The following is a 15,658-nucleotide window of genomic DNA, read 5'->3' as shown; positions in this document are numbered from 1 at the left end:
TTTTTTAATGACTAATGACTAATTTTTAGGGTGATCACACCGCAAATAATCATTAACACACCAGCAATACGACCAAACGTGGTGGCATCACCGTAAAATAATATACCCACTAAAAACGTACCAGCGGCACCAATACCTGTCCATACTGCGTACGACGTGCCCATAGATATTTGCTTTTGCGCCAACCACAACATAAAGCCGCTCGCGACCATAAACGCAATGGCAATCGCGATGCCCTGCCAACGAGTTTCAGGGGTTTGAGAAATTTTTAACCCTATAGGCCAGCCAATCTCAAGTAACCCAGCAATAATTAAATACATCCACGCCATTAAATATCTCTCTTTTTCAATATCACTTCATACAAATCGTGACGGCGGTCTTTTAAGTTACGCACTGTCCCTTCACTGTGAAGAATTTTTAACTTATCCATATCTAAGTCGCTAAATAATAACATTTCTGTATTGGTGGTGGCTTCATTTAGTGTGGCATCGTGCGGAAATGAAAAGTCCGATGGGGTTAGTACCGCCGACTGTGAAAACTGCACATCTAAGCTTTCTACTTCAGGTAAGTTACCCACAGAGCCTGCAATAACCACATAACATTCGTTTTCAATGGCACGTGCTTGGGCACAATGGCGTACACGCAAGTAACTATTTTTAGTGTCAGTCCAAAATGGCACAAATAAAATATCCAAACCTTGGGTGGCCAAAATACGTGACAACTCAGGAAATTCGACATCATAACAAATTTGAATACCTACACGGCCTGCATCTGTATCGAATACAGCAATTTTATCACCGCCTTGGATCACCCAATCATTTTGTTCATGCGGGGTAATATGAATTTTACGTTGCTCGTCTATTTTACCGCTGCGATGGCATAAATAACTAACGTTATATATTTTATCGTCTTCGGCAAGCGGCATTGAGCCGGTAATAATGTTGGCGTTGTATTCTATCGCCATACGCGACATGGCGTTTTTAAAGGTCTCAGTGTATTCGGCTAAATACCGAATTGCCTCGGTTTGATTACTTTGCTCGGTTAATCCCATCAGTGGCGCATTAAAAAACTCAGGGAATAAAATAAAATCGCTTTTGTAATCAGATACCGTATCAACAAAGTATTCAACTTGCTTAAGCATTTCTTCAACCGATTCAACACAGCGCATTTGCCATTGCACAGCCCCTACCCGTACGATTGATTTAGTTGACTCAATAACGGTGTCGGTTGGCTCATACATAATGTTATTCCACTCAAGTAATGTGGCATAACCGACCGACTCCTGATCTTCAGGTAAGTATTTTTTCAATAATCGTTTAACCTGAAAGTCATTGGCTAATTGAAAACTGAGTATGGGGTCATACAGCTCTTTTTGATCGACCTTAGCAATGTATTCCATCGGGGTCATTTCACTGCTGTGATTGTAATAACGCGGAATACGCCCACCCGCCAAAATAGCGCGTAAGTTATACTGACGGCACAATTCTTTTCGCGCATCATATAAACGACGCCCTAAACGCATGCCTCGGTATTGCTCACTAATAGCAACATCCAAACCGTATAAAGCATCCCCTGTGGTGTCGCTAAATACGCGGTCGTGGCCGTCGGCAATATCTTCATAGGTATGCGGGTTTGAAAAACGCGCATAATCTACCTGTACACTCAGCGCTAAACCCACCAGCACGCCATCATCCACAATACCTATTTGCCCTTCAGGGAATTGATCGATGAGTCTAAAAATAGTATGGCTTGGCCATGCGCCGCCTAGGTCGGGGTAAGCTTCGTCCATCAAGGTTTTAATTTGTGGGTATTGTTCTCGGGTTAAGTTACAAATTTCAAGATGGGTTTTTTCTGCCGACATACGCAACTCCTTGGGGCATGTAAGAATTAAAAAAGCTGAACACATGCTCAGCTTTATTAGGTTTATGCGTTTTTATTCGCGCTGTGCGCTACTTTAAACTGCGATAAAAAAGTGTGGTTACGCGCTCTTTAGGTAACCAATTTGCATATTCAAGACCAAGTTCTGACAATGGGTCTGCTTTAAGTACCTGCTCTAAACTGGCGTCATTTTGCATTGCTTTTAGCATAACATCTTTCGCTTGTTGCAACAGCTTACGATACGTGATCAGTCCTGAACGGTCACTTAGCGGGCCATGACCAGGAATAACTTGGGTTTTATCATCAATCTGATTAATCACATCATCAACCGCCGCTAAAACACCATCAACGCTACCCCCACTGTCTACATCAACAAACGGTAGGCTGCCAAAGTTAAAATAAATGTCTCCCATGTGCACAATATTATCATTATTGAAAAAAATCACCGCATCGCCATCGGTATGGGCATGTTGATAATGCACAACATGCGCTTGCTCATTATTAAAGTGCAGTGTTAAATCATCACCAAAACTAATTCGTGGTAGGTAATCCGACCCTTCGCCATGTTTTTCTTTTAGGCGTTTATGTACATTATTGTGGGCAATAACATGGGCTCCGGCTTTAGCAAAGTTTTCGTTACCACCGGTGTGATCGCCATGATGATGAGTGTTAATTACAAACTCTGCACTGCCTGGCTTTAAGTCGCTAATGGTTTTTTTAATATCGTCTGAGAGTTTGGCAAACTGATCATCAATGATATATATGCCATCATCCCCTACGCAGGCTGCAATGTTGCCACCTTGTCCGTATAGGACGTATACATGCTCGCTCAGTTGCTTAGCTGTAACTGGGTTGTCATCCGCCGCCGCGTAGTTGCTTAGTAGTAAAGTCGTTATTAATGCCGGTAGTAATTTTTTCATTGTTGTAACCCTATAATTAATAATCATGGTTATAAAACGTGATAGCAACTTATTTAGCTCACTCTGCATCCAAAGCTAGTCGTTGATAGGCACTATTTCAATTTGATGCATGAATGTTTGCGGTAACAATGGGGTGTGCTTTCCTTCTACATATTCATCAAAACCGGCTCGATAAAACTCAGAAAGTGGGTGCCCTGATTGCCCTCCAGGCACTGTTAAAATGGCACTTTCTAAATATCCAGGCTGGGCAATAAATCGCTGCGATGCGCCAAAACTGGTTTTTTGTACGGCAGGCATATAGCTATCACCAAACCCTGGAGCGGTAGGCATATTTAGTAGCTTACTCAATAGAGGTATTTGTTTAGCAAATGGGTGTTCAATCGCTAATTCGTTTACTTTACCCCATTGCCAGTTTTGAATGTTATTACCAAACTTTGCTGTTAACTGCGTGAGAGTTTGCTCAAAAGCTGCCTGTAATTGCTGCTCCCAATTCGTAAATTGCGGGTTAACCCAACTTGCTGGCTGCGCTTTTATTAACTGCCAAACAGCGGGCTCCAAATCGCGTTTTACATAACTTAATGTACCATCCTGCTGATTGAGGCTGGCTTCAATACTACTAAATAAAATATTTATTAGTTCATCACGATACGTTTTAACTAAAGTATAACCAACGGAGGTTGAGCAGGCGCATTGCTGCCAGTTATCCAGTGCATTGATATAATCTGCATAGTGTTCTGGCTGCTGTTTTAACTGCTCAAGTAATAAGCTATGCCAAGGAGTTAAAAAACGCGCTTGATTGTCTAACTGTAATTGGTAAAAGTCGCCTTCGTTAAACTGCTGTTTTTCAAACAACCGATCGCGTATTTGCGTCGCACGAGCACCTAGGGCATAGCCGCCATTACCAAAACGTGCATTATCCTCAGCAGAGACCACTCGTGAATTCCCTGTCCATAGACGCCCACTCTCAGGGTTTTTAACAAACGGGCGAATAACTTCATTTTGCTGCCAAGTTGCTGCATATTCATTTTCATTAATGGCTAACTCACTGGGTACTGTTCGTGCAGGAATACCGCCCATGTGTTTCCAAGCTGCACTGCCTTGACTATCTACCACCATTAAGTTTTGTACCGGAATACCCACGTTACTTGCAATATTAAGGGCATCATCCACTGTTTCAGCCTGCTCAAGCTGTAACAATTGCATATCAACGGCATACGGCTGATGCGCAGCCCAACTTAGGGCATAAGGCTGATTGTTAATGTATTTAACAGGGCCATACTCACTTAGCGTTAAGGGATAGATTTCATCGTTGCCATTATCCAAGGTAATCACTTCATTTACTTGCCATGTTTTACTGCTATCCGTTAGTGCAACCCAGTCGGCTGTATCTATATAGCCATTAGTAAATCCCCATGCAATTTTATTATTACTGCCAACCACAATGGCAGGTGCTCCTGGTAACGAAACACCGGTTACCTGATACGCTTGATTGTTATGAGTGTAATTAAGCTGCGCTCGATACCAAATAACCGGCACCGCCATTGATAAGTGCATATCATCTGAAAGCATCGCAGCTTGAGTATTAGTTAGATCTGCGGTCACTGCCCAGTTATTACTGCCTACTTCTAAATTAGCAGTAATGCTTTTAATCGCCGCTAATGGCTGCGTTGGTAACTGAGGTATAGTTTGAGAATAAGGTGTTAAAATACTGCCATCTAATGCTGCTTGGTATTGGCTTGGTTGGGTTAAAAATTCAACCATTTTTGCACCGTATTGCTGCTGTATTTGAATTAAAGCTTGGTCGCGCTCAAAGGTAGCGGTTTGTAAATCTAAATACATGCTAAAAATAACTAACAGACTATCTTCGCTTTGCCATGGTTGTTGCTCAGCCCCTGTAAGTAGGTATTCAAAACTTGGGTACCCTACTTGCGCAAGTCCTTCGTTTACCCCTTGTGCATAGCTTTTTAGTAGTTGCTTATCGGCTTGGGGGAGAGTTTTTAAAATTGTTTGGCTACGTTTACGTAATTGATGAAAGCGCATTTTTTTATCAAGAGCGAGCGCGGCTTTACCAAATAGCTCACTGAGCTCACCTGCGGCATTACGTCTAAGTAAATCCATTTGAAAAAAGCGGTCTTGCCCGTGAGCATAACCTAAGCCATAGGCAGCATCGTGGCGAGTTACTGCAGTAATAACAGCTTGGCCAAGCGTATCTCGAGCAACTTTAACTGGCTGCGTTACCGCATCGCTTCGGCCTTTACCATCAAGAGTAGGTAAACTTAGAGTCAACACGCCGTATACAATAGCAGTCCCCCCAAGCGCTAAAACCACAACAATTAATAGCAACCGTTTGATTACTTTAAACATAAACATACCCTTTAGCTTTTTCAATAAACTATTATTAGCATATATTCATAATCGTTCTATTAAAAACGCTACGAAAAGCGGGTAAAGGGTGAAATAAACATCAAAATCCACGATAATACACAGTTCATGTATTGTGCAGACCTAGTTGAGATCAAAATGACTGAAAAAACATTTATTAAAGGTAAAGACCGCGATTTAGAATCGTCTATCTCTACCATGCAAAACAAGCTAAAAGCGCTAAATATTAATATTGAAGAAGCGCTATGGCTTAACCCTGTAGCAAACTGTTATTCAGTTCATATAAAAGATAGCGACTGTGGTGTGATGTTTACTAACGGTAAAGGTGCTACTGATAAAGCCTCTATCGCTTCTGCGCTAGGTGAATATTTTGAGCGTTTAAGCTGTAACTACTTTTTTGCTGATTTTTACTTAGGTGAAGAATTTGCCAATGGTGACTTTACTCATTACCCGAACGAAAAGTGGTTTAAAGTAGCAGAAGATCAAGTACCACAAGGGATTATGGATGAAAGCTTATGGGATTACTTCGACCCTGAGCGTGAATTAACTGCCTCACACCTTTATGACTTTAATTCTGGTAATTTTGAACGTGGTATTTGTACTGTGCCTTATACCCGCCAGCGCGACGGCCAAGATATTTATATTCCGGTGAACGTGATTGGTAATATTTTTGTTTCTAATGGTATGAGTGCTGGTAATACTAAATTTGAAGCCCGTGTACAGGGGTTATCTGAGGTATTTGAACGCGCCATTAAAAATCGCATTATTGCTGAAGGTATTAGCTTACCAATCGTGCCTGAAGATGTGGTAAAACAATACCCTAAAATTCATGAAGCCTGTGAAGAGTTGCGTAGCCATGGCTTCCACTTACGTATTGCAGATGCCTCACTTGGCGGTAAATACCCTGTAATGAGTGTTACGCTAATCAACCCAGTAGATGGCTCTGTATTTGCCTCTTTTGGTGCTCATCCTTCATTTGAAGTGGCACTTGAACGTACGGTAACTGAGCTACTGCAAGGTCGTCGCCTAGATCAACTAGACGTATTTCAACCTGCCACTTTTGACAACGACGAAGTAGCCACACCTGAAAACATTGAACTGCACTTTATTGATTCAAGCGGTTTAATTTCTCATGACTTTTTCCGTTCTGAAGCAGACTTTGAATTTGTACATTGGGACTTTAGTGGTTCAACTGAGCAAGAATATAACTTCTGTACTGATTTAATTCACAGCATGGGCCATGATATCTACATCATGGATTACACCCACTTAAATGTGTATGCATGTCGTATTTTAGTGCCTGGTATGTCTGATATTTATCCGGTAGATGAGCTTATTTGGCGTAATAACAACGAAGGCGCTAAATTCCGCGCAACTTTCTTATCACTTGATCAATATGACACTGAGCAACTGATGGAAATTTACGAAAACCTAGAAGAAGCTGGTCATAGCGATATTATTCGCGCTGCTGAATTCATTGGCTTAGCAACCGATGCCGATACGCCTTGGCATACTCTACGTATTGGTGAACTGAAAGCACACTTATGCTTAGCCGCAGGCAGCGAAGAAGCGATTGATTGGGTTGACTGGATTTTACATACCGGCCAAGTTAATGAAGACGCGATGCGTCATTTCCGTTGTTTAAAAGCTATTTTAGAAATTAAATACGATGACGAACGTGAATATACAAGCTACCAAGACGCCTTAGGACTGATGTTTGGCGCTAATAATGTAACCCTTGCAATTGAGATTGCAGAAGGTCGTACACGCTTTAACGGCTTAACTTTCCCAGGTTTATCGCTTGAAGGCTTTAAAAAGCACGCCGCATTATTGGATGGCTACCGCAAGTTACATGTTGCGAAACAGCATCATTGGGCACGCGAAGTTAGTGATTCATAATATCTAAACGTGTTTATAGTTAAAAAGAAAGTGGCGCATATTTAACTGCGCCATTTTTGTTTCTAGTGTTAGTTAGCTATAGTTAAGCTTTCTATATTAACAATTTAATTACACCTTATGTGGCAACAGCGCAAAAGTAAACGCACATCCATTTATAATTTTAAGCTTACCTTTTTATTTGCAATCACTTTAATTGCAATAACAAGCTTAGTGCTTGAACGGCTTAATTATAATCGGGCAAAAGATGCTTACCGTTTACAAGTACTTTCTCAAGTAAGTACCTACAGAGCTCAGCTTGAAGCTATTTTGGTATCTAATATTCAGTTAATACGAGGCTTGGCTGTAGCCGTTGCTGCCGAGCCTAATTTAAGCCAAACACGTTTTGGGCAAATTGCCGCTCCACTGTTTAACACCTCTAACGAACTACGTAATATTGGTGCTGCACCTAATATGGTCATTACAATGACCTACCCGCTTAAAGGGAATGAAAAAGCCATTGGACTCAATTTTTTAGAAAATAAAGCGCAACGCGATGATGCTATTAAAGCACGCGACACTAATACTATTGTAATGGCTGGACCGCTCACGTTAGTTCAAGGCAGTGAAGCTTTGATTGCACGAGTGCCAGTTTATTTACCTGAAGACCACTCTTTTTGGGGGCTGCTTTCTGTGGTACTCGATATAGAAAAAGTCTATAACAACGCTGGAATTTTCGAATTACAAAAAAAATACACCGTTGCTATTCAAGGACGCAATGGCTTAGGTAAACAAGGTGAGTTTTTCTTTGGTGACCCTGAAATTACCAGCCAAAACCCGCTTGAGTTTAACCTAAACTTTCAAGGCGGAGCTTGGCAGCTCTATGTAGTGCCAAAAACAGGCTGGCAACCGGCATCGTCGTCTATCTGGCCGTTACGTATCGTTATTATTGTTATTTTGAGTTTGCTTATTTTTGCGTTTTTATTGTTTTTAAAAATGCTCAATAGAGAACACGAAAACGAAAAAATGCTCGAGGTCATGAGTAACCTAGCGCAAGTGGGCGCATGGTCATTTAATTTAGAAAAAAAGCAGGTATTTTGGTCAGACATGACCAAAAAGATATTTGAATACCCTTTAGATGAGCAACCTAAATGGTCATCCGATTTATATTACTTTAAAGAGGGTAAAAGCAGAGATAAGGCGGCTGAACTAATTTCCAGGGCGGTTAAATATGGTGAAAGCTACGAGGCCGAACTGGAAGTTATTAATGCCAACGGCGAAGTGATTTGGGCACTCATACATGGTGAAGCCGAGCATAAAAATGGGCGTTGTAACAGAATATTCGGCTCACTACAAAATATTGATGCCCGTAAAAAGGTAGCAATAGAAGATCAAAAAATAGCTCGTTTTAATGAAACCTTAGCGTCGTTAACTATTAGCGACCACATATTAAAAGGTAAATTAAGCGAATCAAAAGAGCTTATTACTCGTGCGGTGTGTCGTGCACTTAAAGTGAATACAGTAAGCATTCGCTTGTTTGATAAATACAAAACTCAACTTAGTCCCATTGCGAGTTATAGCCAAAATAACAGTGATAATAATACGCCTTGGCGCCAGCACGACATCCCTGACTTTTTTACCACCCTAGAAAACAAAGCCGTTTTTAGCGCTCAAGACGCACAGCAACAAGCTTGTCTCGCACCCATAGCAAAAAGCTACCTCGAGCCATCACCTATTAAAGCAATGCTATGTGTTATGATCCCCGCAGGCAGCGGCTCTATTGGTGTTGTATGCGCAGAACAAGCAACGGTTAGATCATGGACGCAAAACGAAGAAGGTTTTTTAATTGCTATCGGCGCGCTAATAGGAAGTCTTCACTCTAGTGAACAGCGCATAGAAACCGAAGCTGAACTAGTAATGGCAAAAGAAGCCGCTGAACAGGCGGTGATCGCTAAAAGTGAATTTTTAGCTAGCATGAGTCATGAAATTCGCACCCCGATGAATGGAGTGTTAGGTATGCTTAATATCATTCAGGCGACCTCACTTGATCAGCAACAACGTCATCATATAAAGCTTGCCCAATCGTCAGCAGAGTCTTTATTAGGGATTATTAATGATATTTTAGACTTTTCTAAAATAGAGGCTGGTAAGTTAGACATAGAAAGCATTCAATTTAATCTACCACAATTACTAGGCGAGATTATTGAGTCGTTTGCGCTCAAGGCCGAAAGCAATAACACCCAATTAATTTTAGATACTACGCATGTAAGCACCAGTGAGATTGTGTGTGATCCAAATAGATTACGACAAATTTTAAATAACTTGATTGCCAATGCCGTAAAATTTACTCAAAACGGACAAGTACTGGTAACCGCTACCATTGAAAAAACTCTCGATGATACGACTTTAGAATGTGCGATTATTGATACCGGCATTGGTATTAGTTTAGAGAAGCAAAAACAGTTATTTGATTCTTTTACTCAAGCTGATGCATCAACAACCCGCCAATATGGCGGTACAGGTTTAGGGTTGGCAATAGTTAAGCAGCTGTGCGAACTCATGGGAGGCGAGGTAAGTGTAAATAGCTCACCTAATGAAGGCAGTACCTTTACTTTTTCAGTCAGCATTACCTCAGTGATAGACCAAGCATTTGATTTAGATTGTCAACATATACAAGCAAAGCGAATACTCATTGTTGATAATAGCGAGATGAATGCCACCATCATCGAGAAGCAATTAATGCTATGGGGCGCAGATGTCAGTGCAGTATGTGATTATGAAGAGGTTGAAACTTATATAAGTAATCATCAACAAACGCCACCGGATGTAGCAATTATTGACACAAGCTTTTTGGAGCCTGTAGCACACCCTTTGGCTGAAAAGTTGAAACATTTTTTAGTGAAAAGCCATATTTTGATTATGGCCCCAATGAGCTATTCAAAAAGCAATTTATTTTATGGAAACAATGAAGCAGCCTTAATTTTTAAACCTCTCACTGCTATTGATTTATATAACACGCTGGTAAAAAGTACATTGGCAGCACAACCTAAAGAGTTAGCGCTGCCTCCAGCGATTAATAAACAAAAAAAAGCGAAAGGCCATGTGTTGCTTGTAGAAGATAACAAAGTAAACCAAGTGGTTGCCTGTGCATTATTAAAACAAGCTGAGCTTACCTTTGATATTGCAGAAGATGGCAAAGACGCCCTAACCAAATTAAACCGAGCAACCGCAAACACTTATCAACTTATTTTAATGGATTGCCAAATGCCTATTATGGATGGATACCAAGCTACCATGGCTATTAGAGAGGGCCTTGCGGGTCAAGAGAATCAAACCATCCCCATTATTGCACTAACGGCTAATGCAATGCGCGGAGATAAAGACAAATGTTTAAATGCCGGTATGAACGACTATTTAAGTAAACCTCTCGATGGCCCTGCTATGCATGCTAAATTGCAACAATGGCTTAGCGCTAAATAACAGTGTAAGCTTAAAATAGAATCGATGAAGTAAGGGATATTATGCAGTTATCAGTTGAACAACAAAGAGTTATTGGCTGTTTATTGGAAAAGCAAACAACAACGCCTGAACATTACCCACTATCATTAAATGCCTTAACGAATGCTTGTAATCAAAAATCAAATCGCGCTCCTGTGCTCGAATTAAGCCAACAGCAAGTTCAGGCTACCATTGCCGAATTAATCGACTTACGCTTGGTAACAGAAGATGAAGGTCTCAGTGGACGTGTATCTAAATACGACCATCGCTTTTGTAATACACAATTTAGTCACTTACAATTTAACGCACAACAACGCGCCATTATATGTTTATTATTATTGCGGGGAGCTCAAACACCCGGTGAATTAAAAACCCGTTGTGCTCGCTTAGCTGACTTTACCAATGTTGACGACGTTGAAACATCGCTTGAACAATTGATTGAAAATAGCCATGTTAAAAAGCTGCCCCGTGAGCCTGGTAAGCGTGATAGCCGTTATATCCACTTATTTACAGCACCTTCTGCAGAAAACGATGAGCCAACAGCAACACAAACCATTACAGACGAGTTAAAAAACCAAGAGCTCAATGAGATACTCGCTGAAATTAACGAGCTAAAAGCTCAACTTAAACAAATAAAAGAGTATATAGGACTTTAATTGTGTAATTTGAAATCACATAATAGCTATTCTTTTTTGAGCATTAAAACTTTTTAACTTTAAGGAGCGGGCCATGCGCGCCGAAATTATGGCTGAAATGAAAGTTCAGCCTAGTATTGATGTTAACGCTGAAATTAAACGCCGAGTAAATTTTATTAAAGCACGTTTAAAAGCCGCATACTCAACTTCACTGGTACTAGGTATTAGTGGCGGTGTAGACTCATCAACCTGTGGCCGATTATGCCAACTTGCTGTTAATGAGCTTAATCAAGAACACCAAGATACACAGTATCAATTTATTGCTGTGCGCTTACCGTATGGAGTGCAAGCAGATGAAAGCGAAGCACAAATGGCGGTTGATTTTATTAAGCCCAGCACCCGTATGACAGTTAATATTCAGCCTGCAACCGACGCACTGCACGAGCAAACAATGGCAACTTTAGCTGGTAATAATAAGCCATTGCCAACACAAGAAAAAATAGACTTTATTAAAGGCAATGTGAAAGCACGCCAACGCATGATTGCACAATATGAAATTGCTGGGTTTTGCCAAGGGCTCGTTGTAGGTACCGACCATAGCGCCGAAAACATTACCGGTTTTTATACTAAGTTTGGCGATGGCGCCTGCGATTTAGCCCCTTTGTTTGGTCTATCTAAACGTCAGGTTAGAGCATTGGCAACAGCATTAGGTGCACCTGCTTTGTTAGTTGAAAAAGCACCTACTGCGGATTTAGAAAGTGATAGACCAGGTTTGACTGACGAGGAAGCATTAGGCTTAAGCTATGAAGAAATTGATGACTTTTTAGAAGGTAAACCAGTCTCCGAGCATGTGGAACAAACACTGATTGCAATTTACCAACGCACGCAACATAAGCGCCAGCCTATTCCAACAATATACGATGCTTTTTAAATCAATATTATAAGTGTGATTTAACTGATCGAGCCGCTTATATTTTACGTAAAAAATGGCGTGAAAATAAGTGGCTTAAATTTTAACGGTTAACCTTAACGCTTGCCAACAGAGAGTTTTATATTTTATGACCCCCCCTATTTTGATTACTGGTGCAGGACAACGTATTGGACTTGCGCTTGCACAGCATTTTATAGCCCAAGGGCAAGCGGTCATTATTACTTATCGTACCCGCCATGAAGCGGTAGATTTGCTAGAGCAAAAAGGGGCCACTTGTCTTTATGCTGACTTTAGTTCTGATGAGGGTATTAATACTTTTATTACATTACTTAAAGCACAGACTGACTCACTAAGCGCGATAATTCATAATGCATCAAGCTGGGACTGTGAAGCTAACAACCCTCAGTTTGAGCAGCTGTTTGACAGTATGATGCGCATTCATGCAAAAACACCGTACTTGGTAAACTTACGCTGTGCAGATTTACTATTAAATTATCAGGCGTCTCACACTAAGCCCGCTGACATTATTCATCTAACTGATTACGTAGTGGAAACTGGCAGCCCAAAACACTTAGCCTATGCGGCCAGCAAAGCCGCCTTGGATAACTTAACCAAATCATTTAGTGCTAAATATGCACCGAATATTAAAGTGAATTCCGTCGCACCATCATTAATTATTTTTAATCAACATGATGATGAGCAGTATCGCGCTAAAACTTTAAAAAAATCATTAATGGGTATCGAACCTGGATGCCAAGAAATTATCAATAGTATCGACCTACTACTAAACAGCCATTACATCACAGGCCGTGCTTTACCTGTTGATGGTGGTCGCCATCTTAAGTAAGTCATCTAAATAAACGAGAAACTTATGCATAACGAATTAAAAGAAAGCTATCAAAAAATTATAACCGCAGTCGGTGAAGATGCAGAACGTGAAGGGTTGCTCGATACTCCAAAACGCGCTGCAAAAGCGATGGAGTACCTAACTCAAGGTTATCGCCAAACGCTTAACGAAATCACTAACAATGCAGTATTTACCTCAGATGCTGACGATATGGTGTTGATACAAGATATAGAGCTTTACTCTATGTGTGAGCATCACTTATTACCGTTTATTGGCCGCTGTCACATTGCTTATATCCCTGATGGCAAAGTGTTAGGTTTGTCTAAGTTTGCACGTATTGTGGATATGTTCTCTCGCCGTTTTCAAATTCAAGAACAGCTAACCCATCAAATTGCCAAAGCGGTTGAGGAAGTAACCGGTGCCAAAGGTGTAGGCGTCATTGTTGAGGCAAAGCACATGTGTATGATGATGCGTGGCGTGGAAAAGCAAAACTCAAGTATGCGTACTTCGGTTATGCTTGGTAACTTTAGAGCCGATCCGAAAACACGTAATGAGTTTTTACAGCTGATCAAAGGATAACCTATGGCAAACGCAATAATTAATGTAACTAACTTACGGCTACGCACGTTTATTGGCTTTAATCCTGATGAACGTGAAAAAAAACAAGATGTAGTCATTAATTTAGAAATTCATTATCCGGCTGATCAAGCTTGTGAAACTGATGAAGTAGAACAAGCACTTAACTACAAGGTAATTACTAAAGAAGTAATTAGCTTAGTTGAACAGGGTCACTTTTTATTGTTAGAAAAATTAGTTGCTGAAATTCTTGCTGTTTGCCACTCGCACCCAAGTGTAAATTATGCCAAAGCCCGAGTGGATAAACCTCATGCGCTGCGCTTTGCAGACTCTGTGTCGCTAACTCTGGACTGGCACAAATAATCCAACGGCAAGGGCTATTACAGCTAAATAACGTAGCCCTTTGCCGAGTGTTACTAGCACTAAAAACATACTAAAGCGCACTTTAAACACGCCGCCAATAACAGTTAGTGGATCGCCAACAATAGGTAACCACGCAAACAGTAAGCTATATACTCCATATTTATTAAACTGCTTTTGCGCTTTTTTAAGCCCTTTTTCAGAAACTGGAAACCATTTTTTATCTTTGAAGCGTAATGCTTGTGTTCCAAGCCAATAATTAACACAACTGCCTAATACATTGCCTAAGGTTGCTGCAAACCAAATTAGCCATAAGTTAGTATTACCTTGCATTATCATCCCACCCATCAATACTTCAGACGAGCTGGGTAATAACGTAGCCGATATAAATGCTGTAAAAAATAATGTTATATAGAGCATTTTTCCCTTATGACTAAAAACTAAACCCAGCCATTAAGCTGGGTTTGAACGACTTTTTAACTTAAATCAAAACGCTTATTTAATTAAATTTAAGCTAAGGGGATAATTAAACTCTTTGCCATCGTTGGCTTTTACGCTTGCGATAACCACCATCACAAATGAAAAGATAGCGACCATAGGTAACAGTAGTAAACCAACAGCTGCAAAAATTAGTAAAAAACATACAAAATAAGCTATAGCCATAGTAATTTGAAAGTTAAGCGCTTTTTTACCATGTATATCAACTATAGGCATTTCATCTTTTTTAATTAGCCAAATAATAAGGGGGCCTAACACCGAGCCGAATGGCACAATAAACCCAGCTAATGCACTTAAATGACATAGCATTGCCCAAGTTCGGTCATCTTTATTAACGACTTTAATTTCTTGATTTTCTTCCATAGCACAATCCTTTAATTTTTAAAATCCGGTTTAATTATACACAGGTATATAACACCACTTATCTATTTATTTGTAAAAAAATCACAACCTAAATTTCTGTGATAAAAAAGTGATAAGTTTGTGAGAGTTTCTGGAGACGATTGTTCAATACTTATCTCGAATCATCACATACAGGAAATAAAAATGAAAGCTTCAACATTTACACTTGCAACTCTTTTAGCAGTAGCTAGCCAGTCAGCCATAGCTGCAGAGTTAGACCTAGCAATAACCAACCTAACACAAGGCATTCACTTTACCCCACTGCTAGTTACAGCACACGACAGCGAAGATAAGCTTTTTGAAGTTGCAACTGAAGCTTCTACTGCATTACAAACAATGGCTGAAGGTGGCAACATTGCAGAACTAATGGCACAAGCTACTGCAGCAGGTAGCGACATGGCTGCAAACCCAGCAGGAGGCTTATTAGCGCCATCATCATCGACCATGGCCACACTAATGACAACCGATGGTAATGACTACCTCTCAGTAACCGCTATGTTACTGCCTACAAACGATGGCTTTGTTGGCCTGGATAGCTGGAAAATCCCAACCGAAGCAGGCACTTATACTGTTTACTTAAATGCATATGATGCAGGCACTGAGCACAATAATGAACTCATTGTCGATGGCTCAGGTGCACCGGGTACGCCAGGTATTCCTGCAGCCCCAGGTGGCGACGCGGGCACAGGCGGCGCTGGCTTAACAAGTACCGATAGCAATATTAACGTACATATTCATCCAGGCACGTTAGGTGACGACGATTTAACCGCTGGTAATAGCGATTTAAGTAATACGGTTCACAGATGGTTAAACCCAGTAGCTAAGCTAACCGTTACGGTTAAGTAGGAGCGTTATC

14 protein-coding genes are annotated in these 15,658 nt (G+C 40.7%); 8 read left to right on the top strand and 6 right to left on the bottom strand.

The features are described from left to right. Positions 1–11 precede the first annotated feature (11 nt). The 4 genes from FLM54_RS00445 to FLM54_RS00430 all read right to left on the bottom strand — a co-directional run bounded on the left by FLM54_RS00445 (position 12) and on the right by FLM54_RS00430 (position 5,162). Positions 12–329 (bottom strand): multidrug efflux SMR transporter, encoded by a 318-nt coding sequence (locus FLM54_RS00445; RefSeq protein ID WP_178954519.1) that lies wholly within the window; start codon positions 327–329, stop codon positions 12–14. After that, a complete protein-coding gene (locus tag FLM54_RS00440) occupies positions 329–1,861 on the bottom strand; it encodes a bifunctional GNAT family N-acetyltransferase/carbon-nitrogen hydrolase family protein (protein ID WP_010392609.1) in 1,533 nt (510 codons plus the stop codon). The genes FLM54_RS00445 and FLM54_RS00440 overlap by 1 nt, the downstream gene beginning before the upstream one ends. 88 nt (positions 1,862–1,949) lie before the next feature. Continuing rightward, positions 1,950–2,798 carry an MBL fold metallo-hydrolase gene (locus FLM54_RS00435; RefSeq protein WP_178954517.1) on the bottom strand — a complete coding sequence of 283 codons (849 nt, stop codon included), beginning with the start codon at positions 2,796–2,798 and terminating at the stop codon, positions 1,950–1,952. A 75-nt stretch (positions 2,799–2,873) separates the two neighbouring features. After that, entirely contained in the window at positions 2,874–5,162 is a 2,289-nt protein-coding gene (locus FLM54_RS00430) for a penicillin acylase family protein (RefSeq protein WP_178954515.1), read from the bottom strand. 156 nt (positions 5,163–5,318) lie between these two features. On the opposite strand from FLM54_RS00430, the gene ycaO reads away from it, so the two are divergent. The 7 genes from ycaO (at position 5,319) to folX (ending at position 13,905) form a co-directional block, all read left to right on the top strand. Next, positions 5,319–7,079: a 30S ribosomal protein S12 methylthiotransferase accessory factor YcaO gene (ycaO, locus tag FLM54_RS00425; RefSeq protein WP_178954513.1), complete on the top strand. Its 1,761-nt coding sequence runs from the start codon at positions 5,319–5,321 to the stop codon at positions 7,077–7,079. A gap of 117 nt (positions 7,080–7,196) precedes the next feature. Further along, a complete protein-coding gene (locus FLM54_RS00420) occupies positions 7,197–10,535 on the top strand; it encodes an ATP-binding protein (RefSeq protein WP_178954511.1) in 3,339 nt (1,112 codons plus the stop codon). Between the two features lie 41 nt (positions 10,536–10,576). Beyond that, on the top strand, positions 10,577–11,209 hold the full coding sequence (locus FLM54_RS00415) for a YceH family protein (RefSeq protein ID WP_075170877.1): 633 nt from the start codon (positions 10,577–10,579) through the stop codon (positions 11,207–11,209). Between the two features lie 73 nt (positions 11,210–11,282). Beyond that, positions 11,283–12,119, top strand: coding sequence for an ammonia-dependent NAD(+) synthetase (gene nadE, locus FLM54_RS00410; RefSeq protein WP_178954509.1), 837 nt, complete (start codon positions 11,283–11,285; stop codon positions 12,117–12,119). 127 nt (positions 12,120–12,246) lie between these two features. Then, positions 12,247–12,966 carry a dihydromonapterin reductase gene (folM, locus tag FLM54_RS00405; protein WP_178954507.1) on the top strand — a complete coding sequence of 240 codons (720 nt, stop codon included), beginning with the start codon at positions 12,247–12,249 and terminating at the stop codon, positions 12,964–12,966. A 24-nt stretch (positions 12,967–12,990) separates the two neighbouring features. Continuing rightward, the gene (folE, locus tag FLM54_RS00400) at positions 12,991–13,545 is read left to right on the top strand and encodes a GTP cyclohydrolase I FolE (RefSeq protein ID WP_008108996.1); all 555 of its coding nucleotides are present in this window, start codon (positions 12,991–12,993) and stop codon (positions 13,543–13,545) included. A 3-nt stretch (positions 13,546–13,548) separates the two neighbouring features. Continuing rightward, positions 13,549–13,905 carry a dihydroneopterin triphosphate 2'-epimerase gene (folX, locus tag FLM54_RS00395; protein WP_008108994.1) on the top strand — a complete coding sequence of 119 codons (357 nt, stop codon included), beginning with the start codon at positions 13,549–13,551 and terminating at the stop codon, positions 13,903–13,905. Here the strand turns inward: folX and FLM54_RS00390 are convergent. Together FLM54_RS00390 and FLM54_RS00385 are read right to left on the bottom strand one after the other, a co-directional pair. Further along, a complete protein-coding gene (locus FLM54_RS00390) occupies positions 13,882–14,322 on the bottom strand; it encodes a YqaA family protein (RefSeq protein ID WP_010392588.1) in 441 nt (146 codons plus the stop codon). The genes folX and FLM54_RS00390 overlap by 24 nt on opposite strands. A 75-nt stretch (positions 14,323–14,397) precedes the next feature. Beyond that, complete coding sequence (locus FLM54_RS00385) at positions 14,398–14,763, bottom strand: DUF4870 domain-containing protein (protein WP_178954505.1); 366 nt, start codon at positions 14,761–14,763, stop codon at positions 14,398–14,400. A gap of 183 nt (positions 14,764–14,946) precedes the next feature. On the opposite strand from FLM54_RS00385, the gene FLM54_RS00380 reads away from it, so the two are divergent. Continuing rightward, on the top strand, positions 14,947–15,648 hold the full coding sequence (locus tag FLM54_RS00380) for a spondin domain-containing protein (RefSeq protein WP_178954503.1): 702 nt from the start codon (positions 14,947–14,949) through the stop codon (positions 15,646–15,648). Positions 15,649–15,658 lie beyond the last annotated feature (10 nt).

The organism is Pseudoalteromonas sp. Scap25, from assembly GCF_013394125.1.
Classification (GTDB): Bacteria; Pseudomonadota; Gammaproteobacteria; order Enterobacterales; family Alteromonadaceae; genus Pseudoalteromonas.
The sequence above is the reverse complement of the archived record's forward strand: the minus strand, read 5'-3'. Positions and strand labels throughout refer to the sequence as shown.

Bases quoted from the DNA above. Each gene is read 5' to 3' on its own strand.
- ycaO (WP_178954513.1), top strand. From the start codon at position 5,319: ATGACTGAAAAAACATTTATTAAAGGTAAAGACCGCGATTTAGAATCG.
- FLM54_RS00435 (WP_178954517.1), bottom strand. From the start codon at position 2,798: ATGAAAAAATTACTACCGGCATTAATAACGACTTTACTACTAAGCAAC.
- folM (WP_178954507.1), top strand. From the start codon at position 12,247: ATGACCCCCCCTATTTTGATTACTGGTGCAGGACAACGTATTGGACTT.
- folX (WP_008108994.1), top strand. From the start codon at position 13,549: ATGGCAAACGCAATAATTAATGTAACTAACTTACGGCTACGCACGTTT.
- FLM54_RS00430 (WP_178954515.1), bottom strand. From the start codon at position 5,162: ATGTTTAAAGTAATCAAACGGTTGCTATTAATTGTTGTGGTTTTAGCG.
- folE (WP_008108996.1), top strand. From the start codon at position 12,991: ATGCATAACGAATTAAAAGAAAGCTATCAAAAAATTATAACCGCAGTC.
- FLM54_RS00390 (WP_010392588.1), bottom strand. From the start codon at position 14,322: ATGCTCTATATAACATTATTTTTTACAGCATTTATATCGGCTACGTTA.
- FLM54_RS00380 (WP_178954503.1), top strand. From the start codon at position 14,947: ATGAAAGCTTCAACATTTACACTTGCAACTCTTTTAGCAGTAGCTAGC.
- FLM54_RS00385 (WP_178954505.1), bottom strand. From the start codon at position 14,763: ATGGAAGAAAATCAAGAAATTAAAGTCGTTAATAAAGATGACCGAACT.
- FLM54_RS00445 (WP_178954519.1), bottom strand. From the start codon at position 329: ATGGCGTGGATGTATTTAATTATTGCTGGGTTACTTGAGATTGGCTGG.
- FLM54_RS00420 (WP_178954511.1), top strand. From the start codon at position 7,197: ATGTGGCAACAGCGCAAAAGTAAACGCACATCCATTTATAATTTTAAG.
- FLM54_RS00415 (WP_075170877.1), top strand. From the start codon at position 10,577: ATGCAGTTATCAGTTGAACAACAAAGAGTTATTGGCTGTTTATTGGAA.
- nadE (WP_178954509.1), top strand. From the start codon at position 11,283: ATGCGCGCCGAAATTATGGCTGAAATGAAAGTTCAGCCTAGTATTGAT.
- FLM54_RS00440 (WP_010392609.1), bottom strand. From the start codon at position 1,861: ATGTCGGCAGAAAAAACCCATCTTGAAATTTGTAACTTAACCCGAGAA.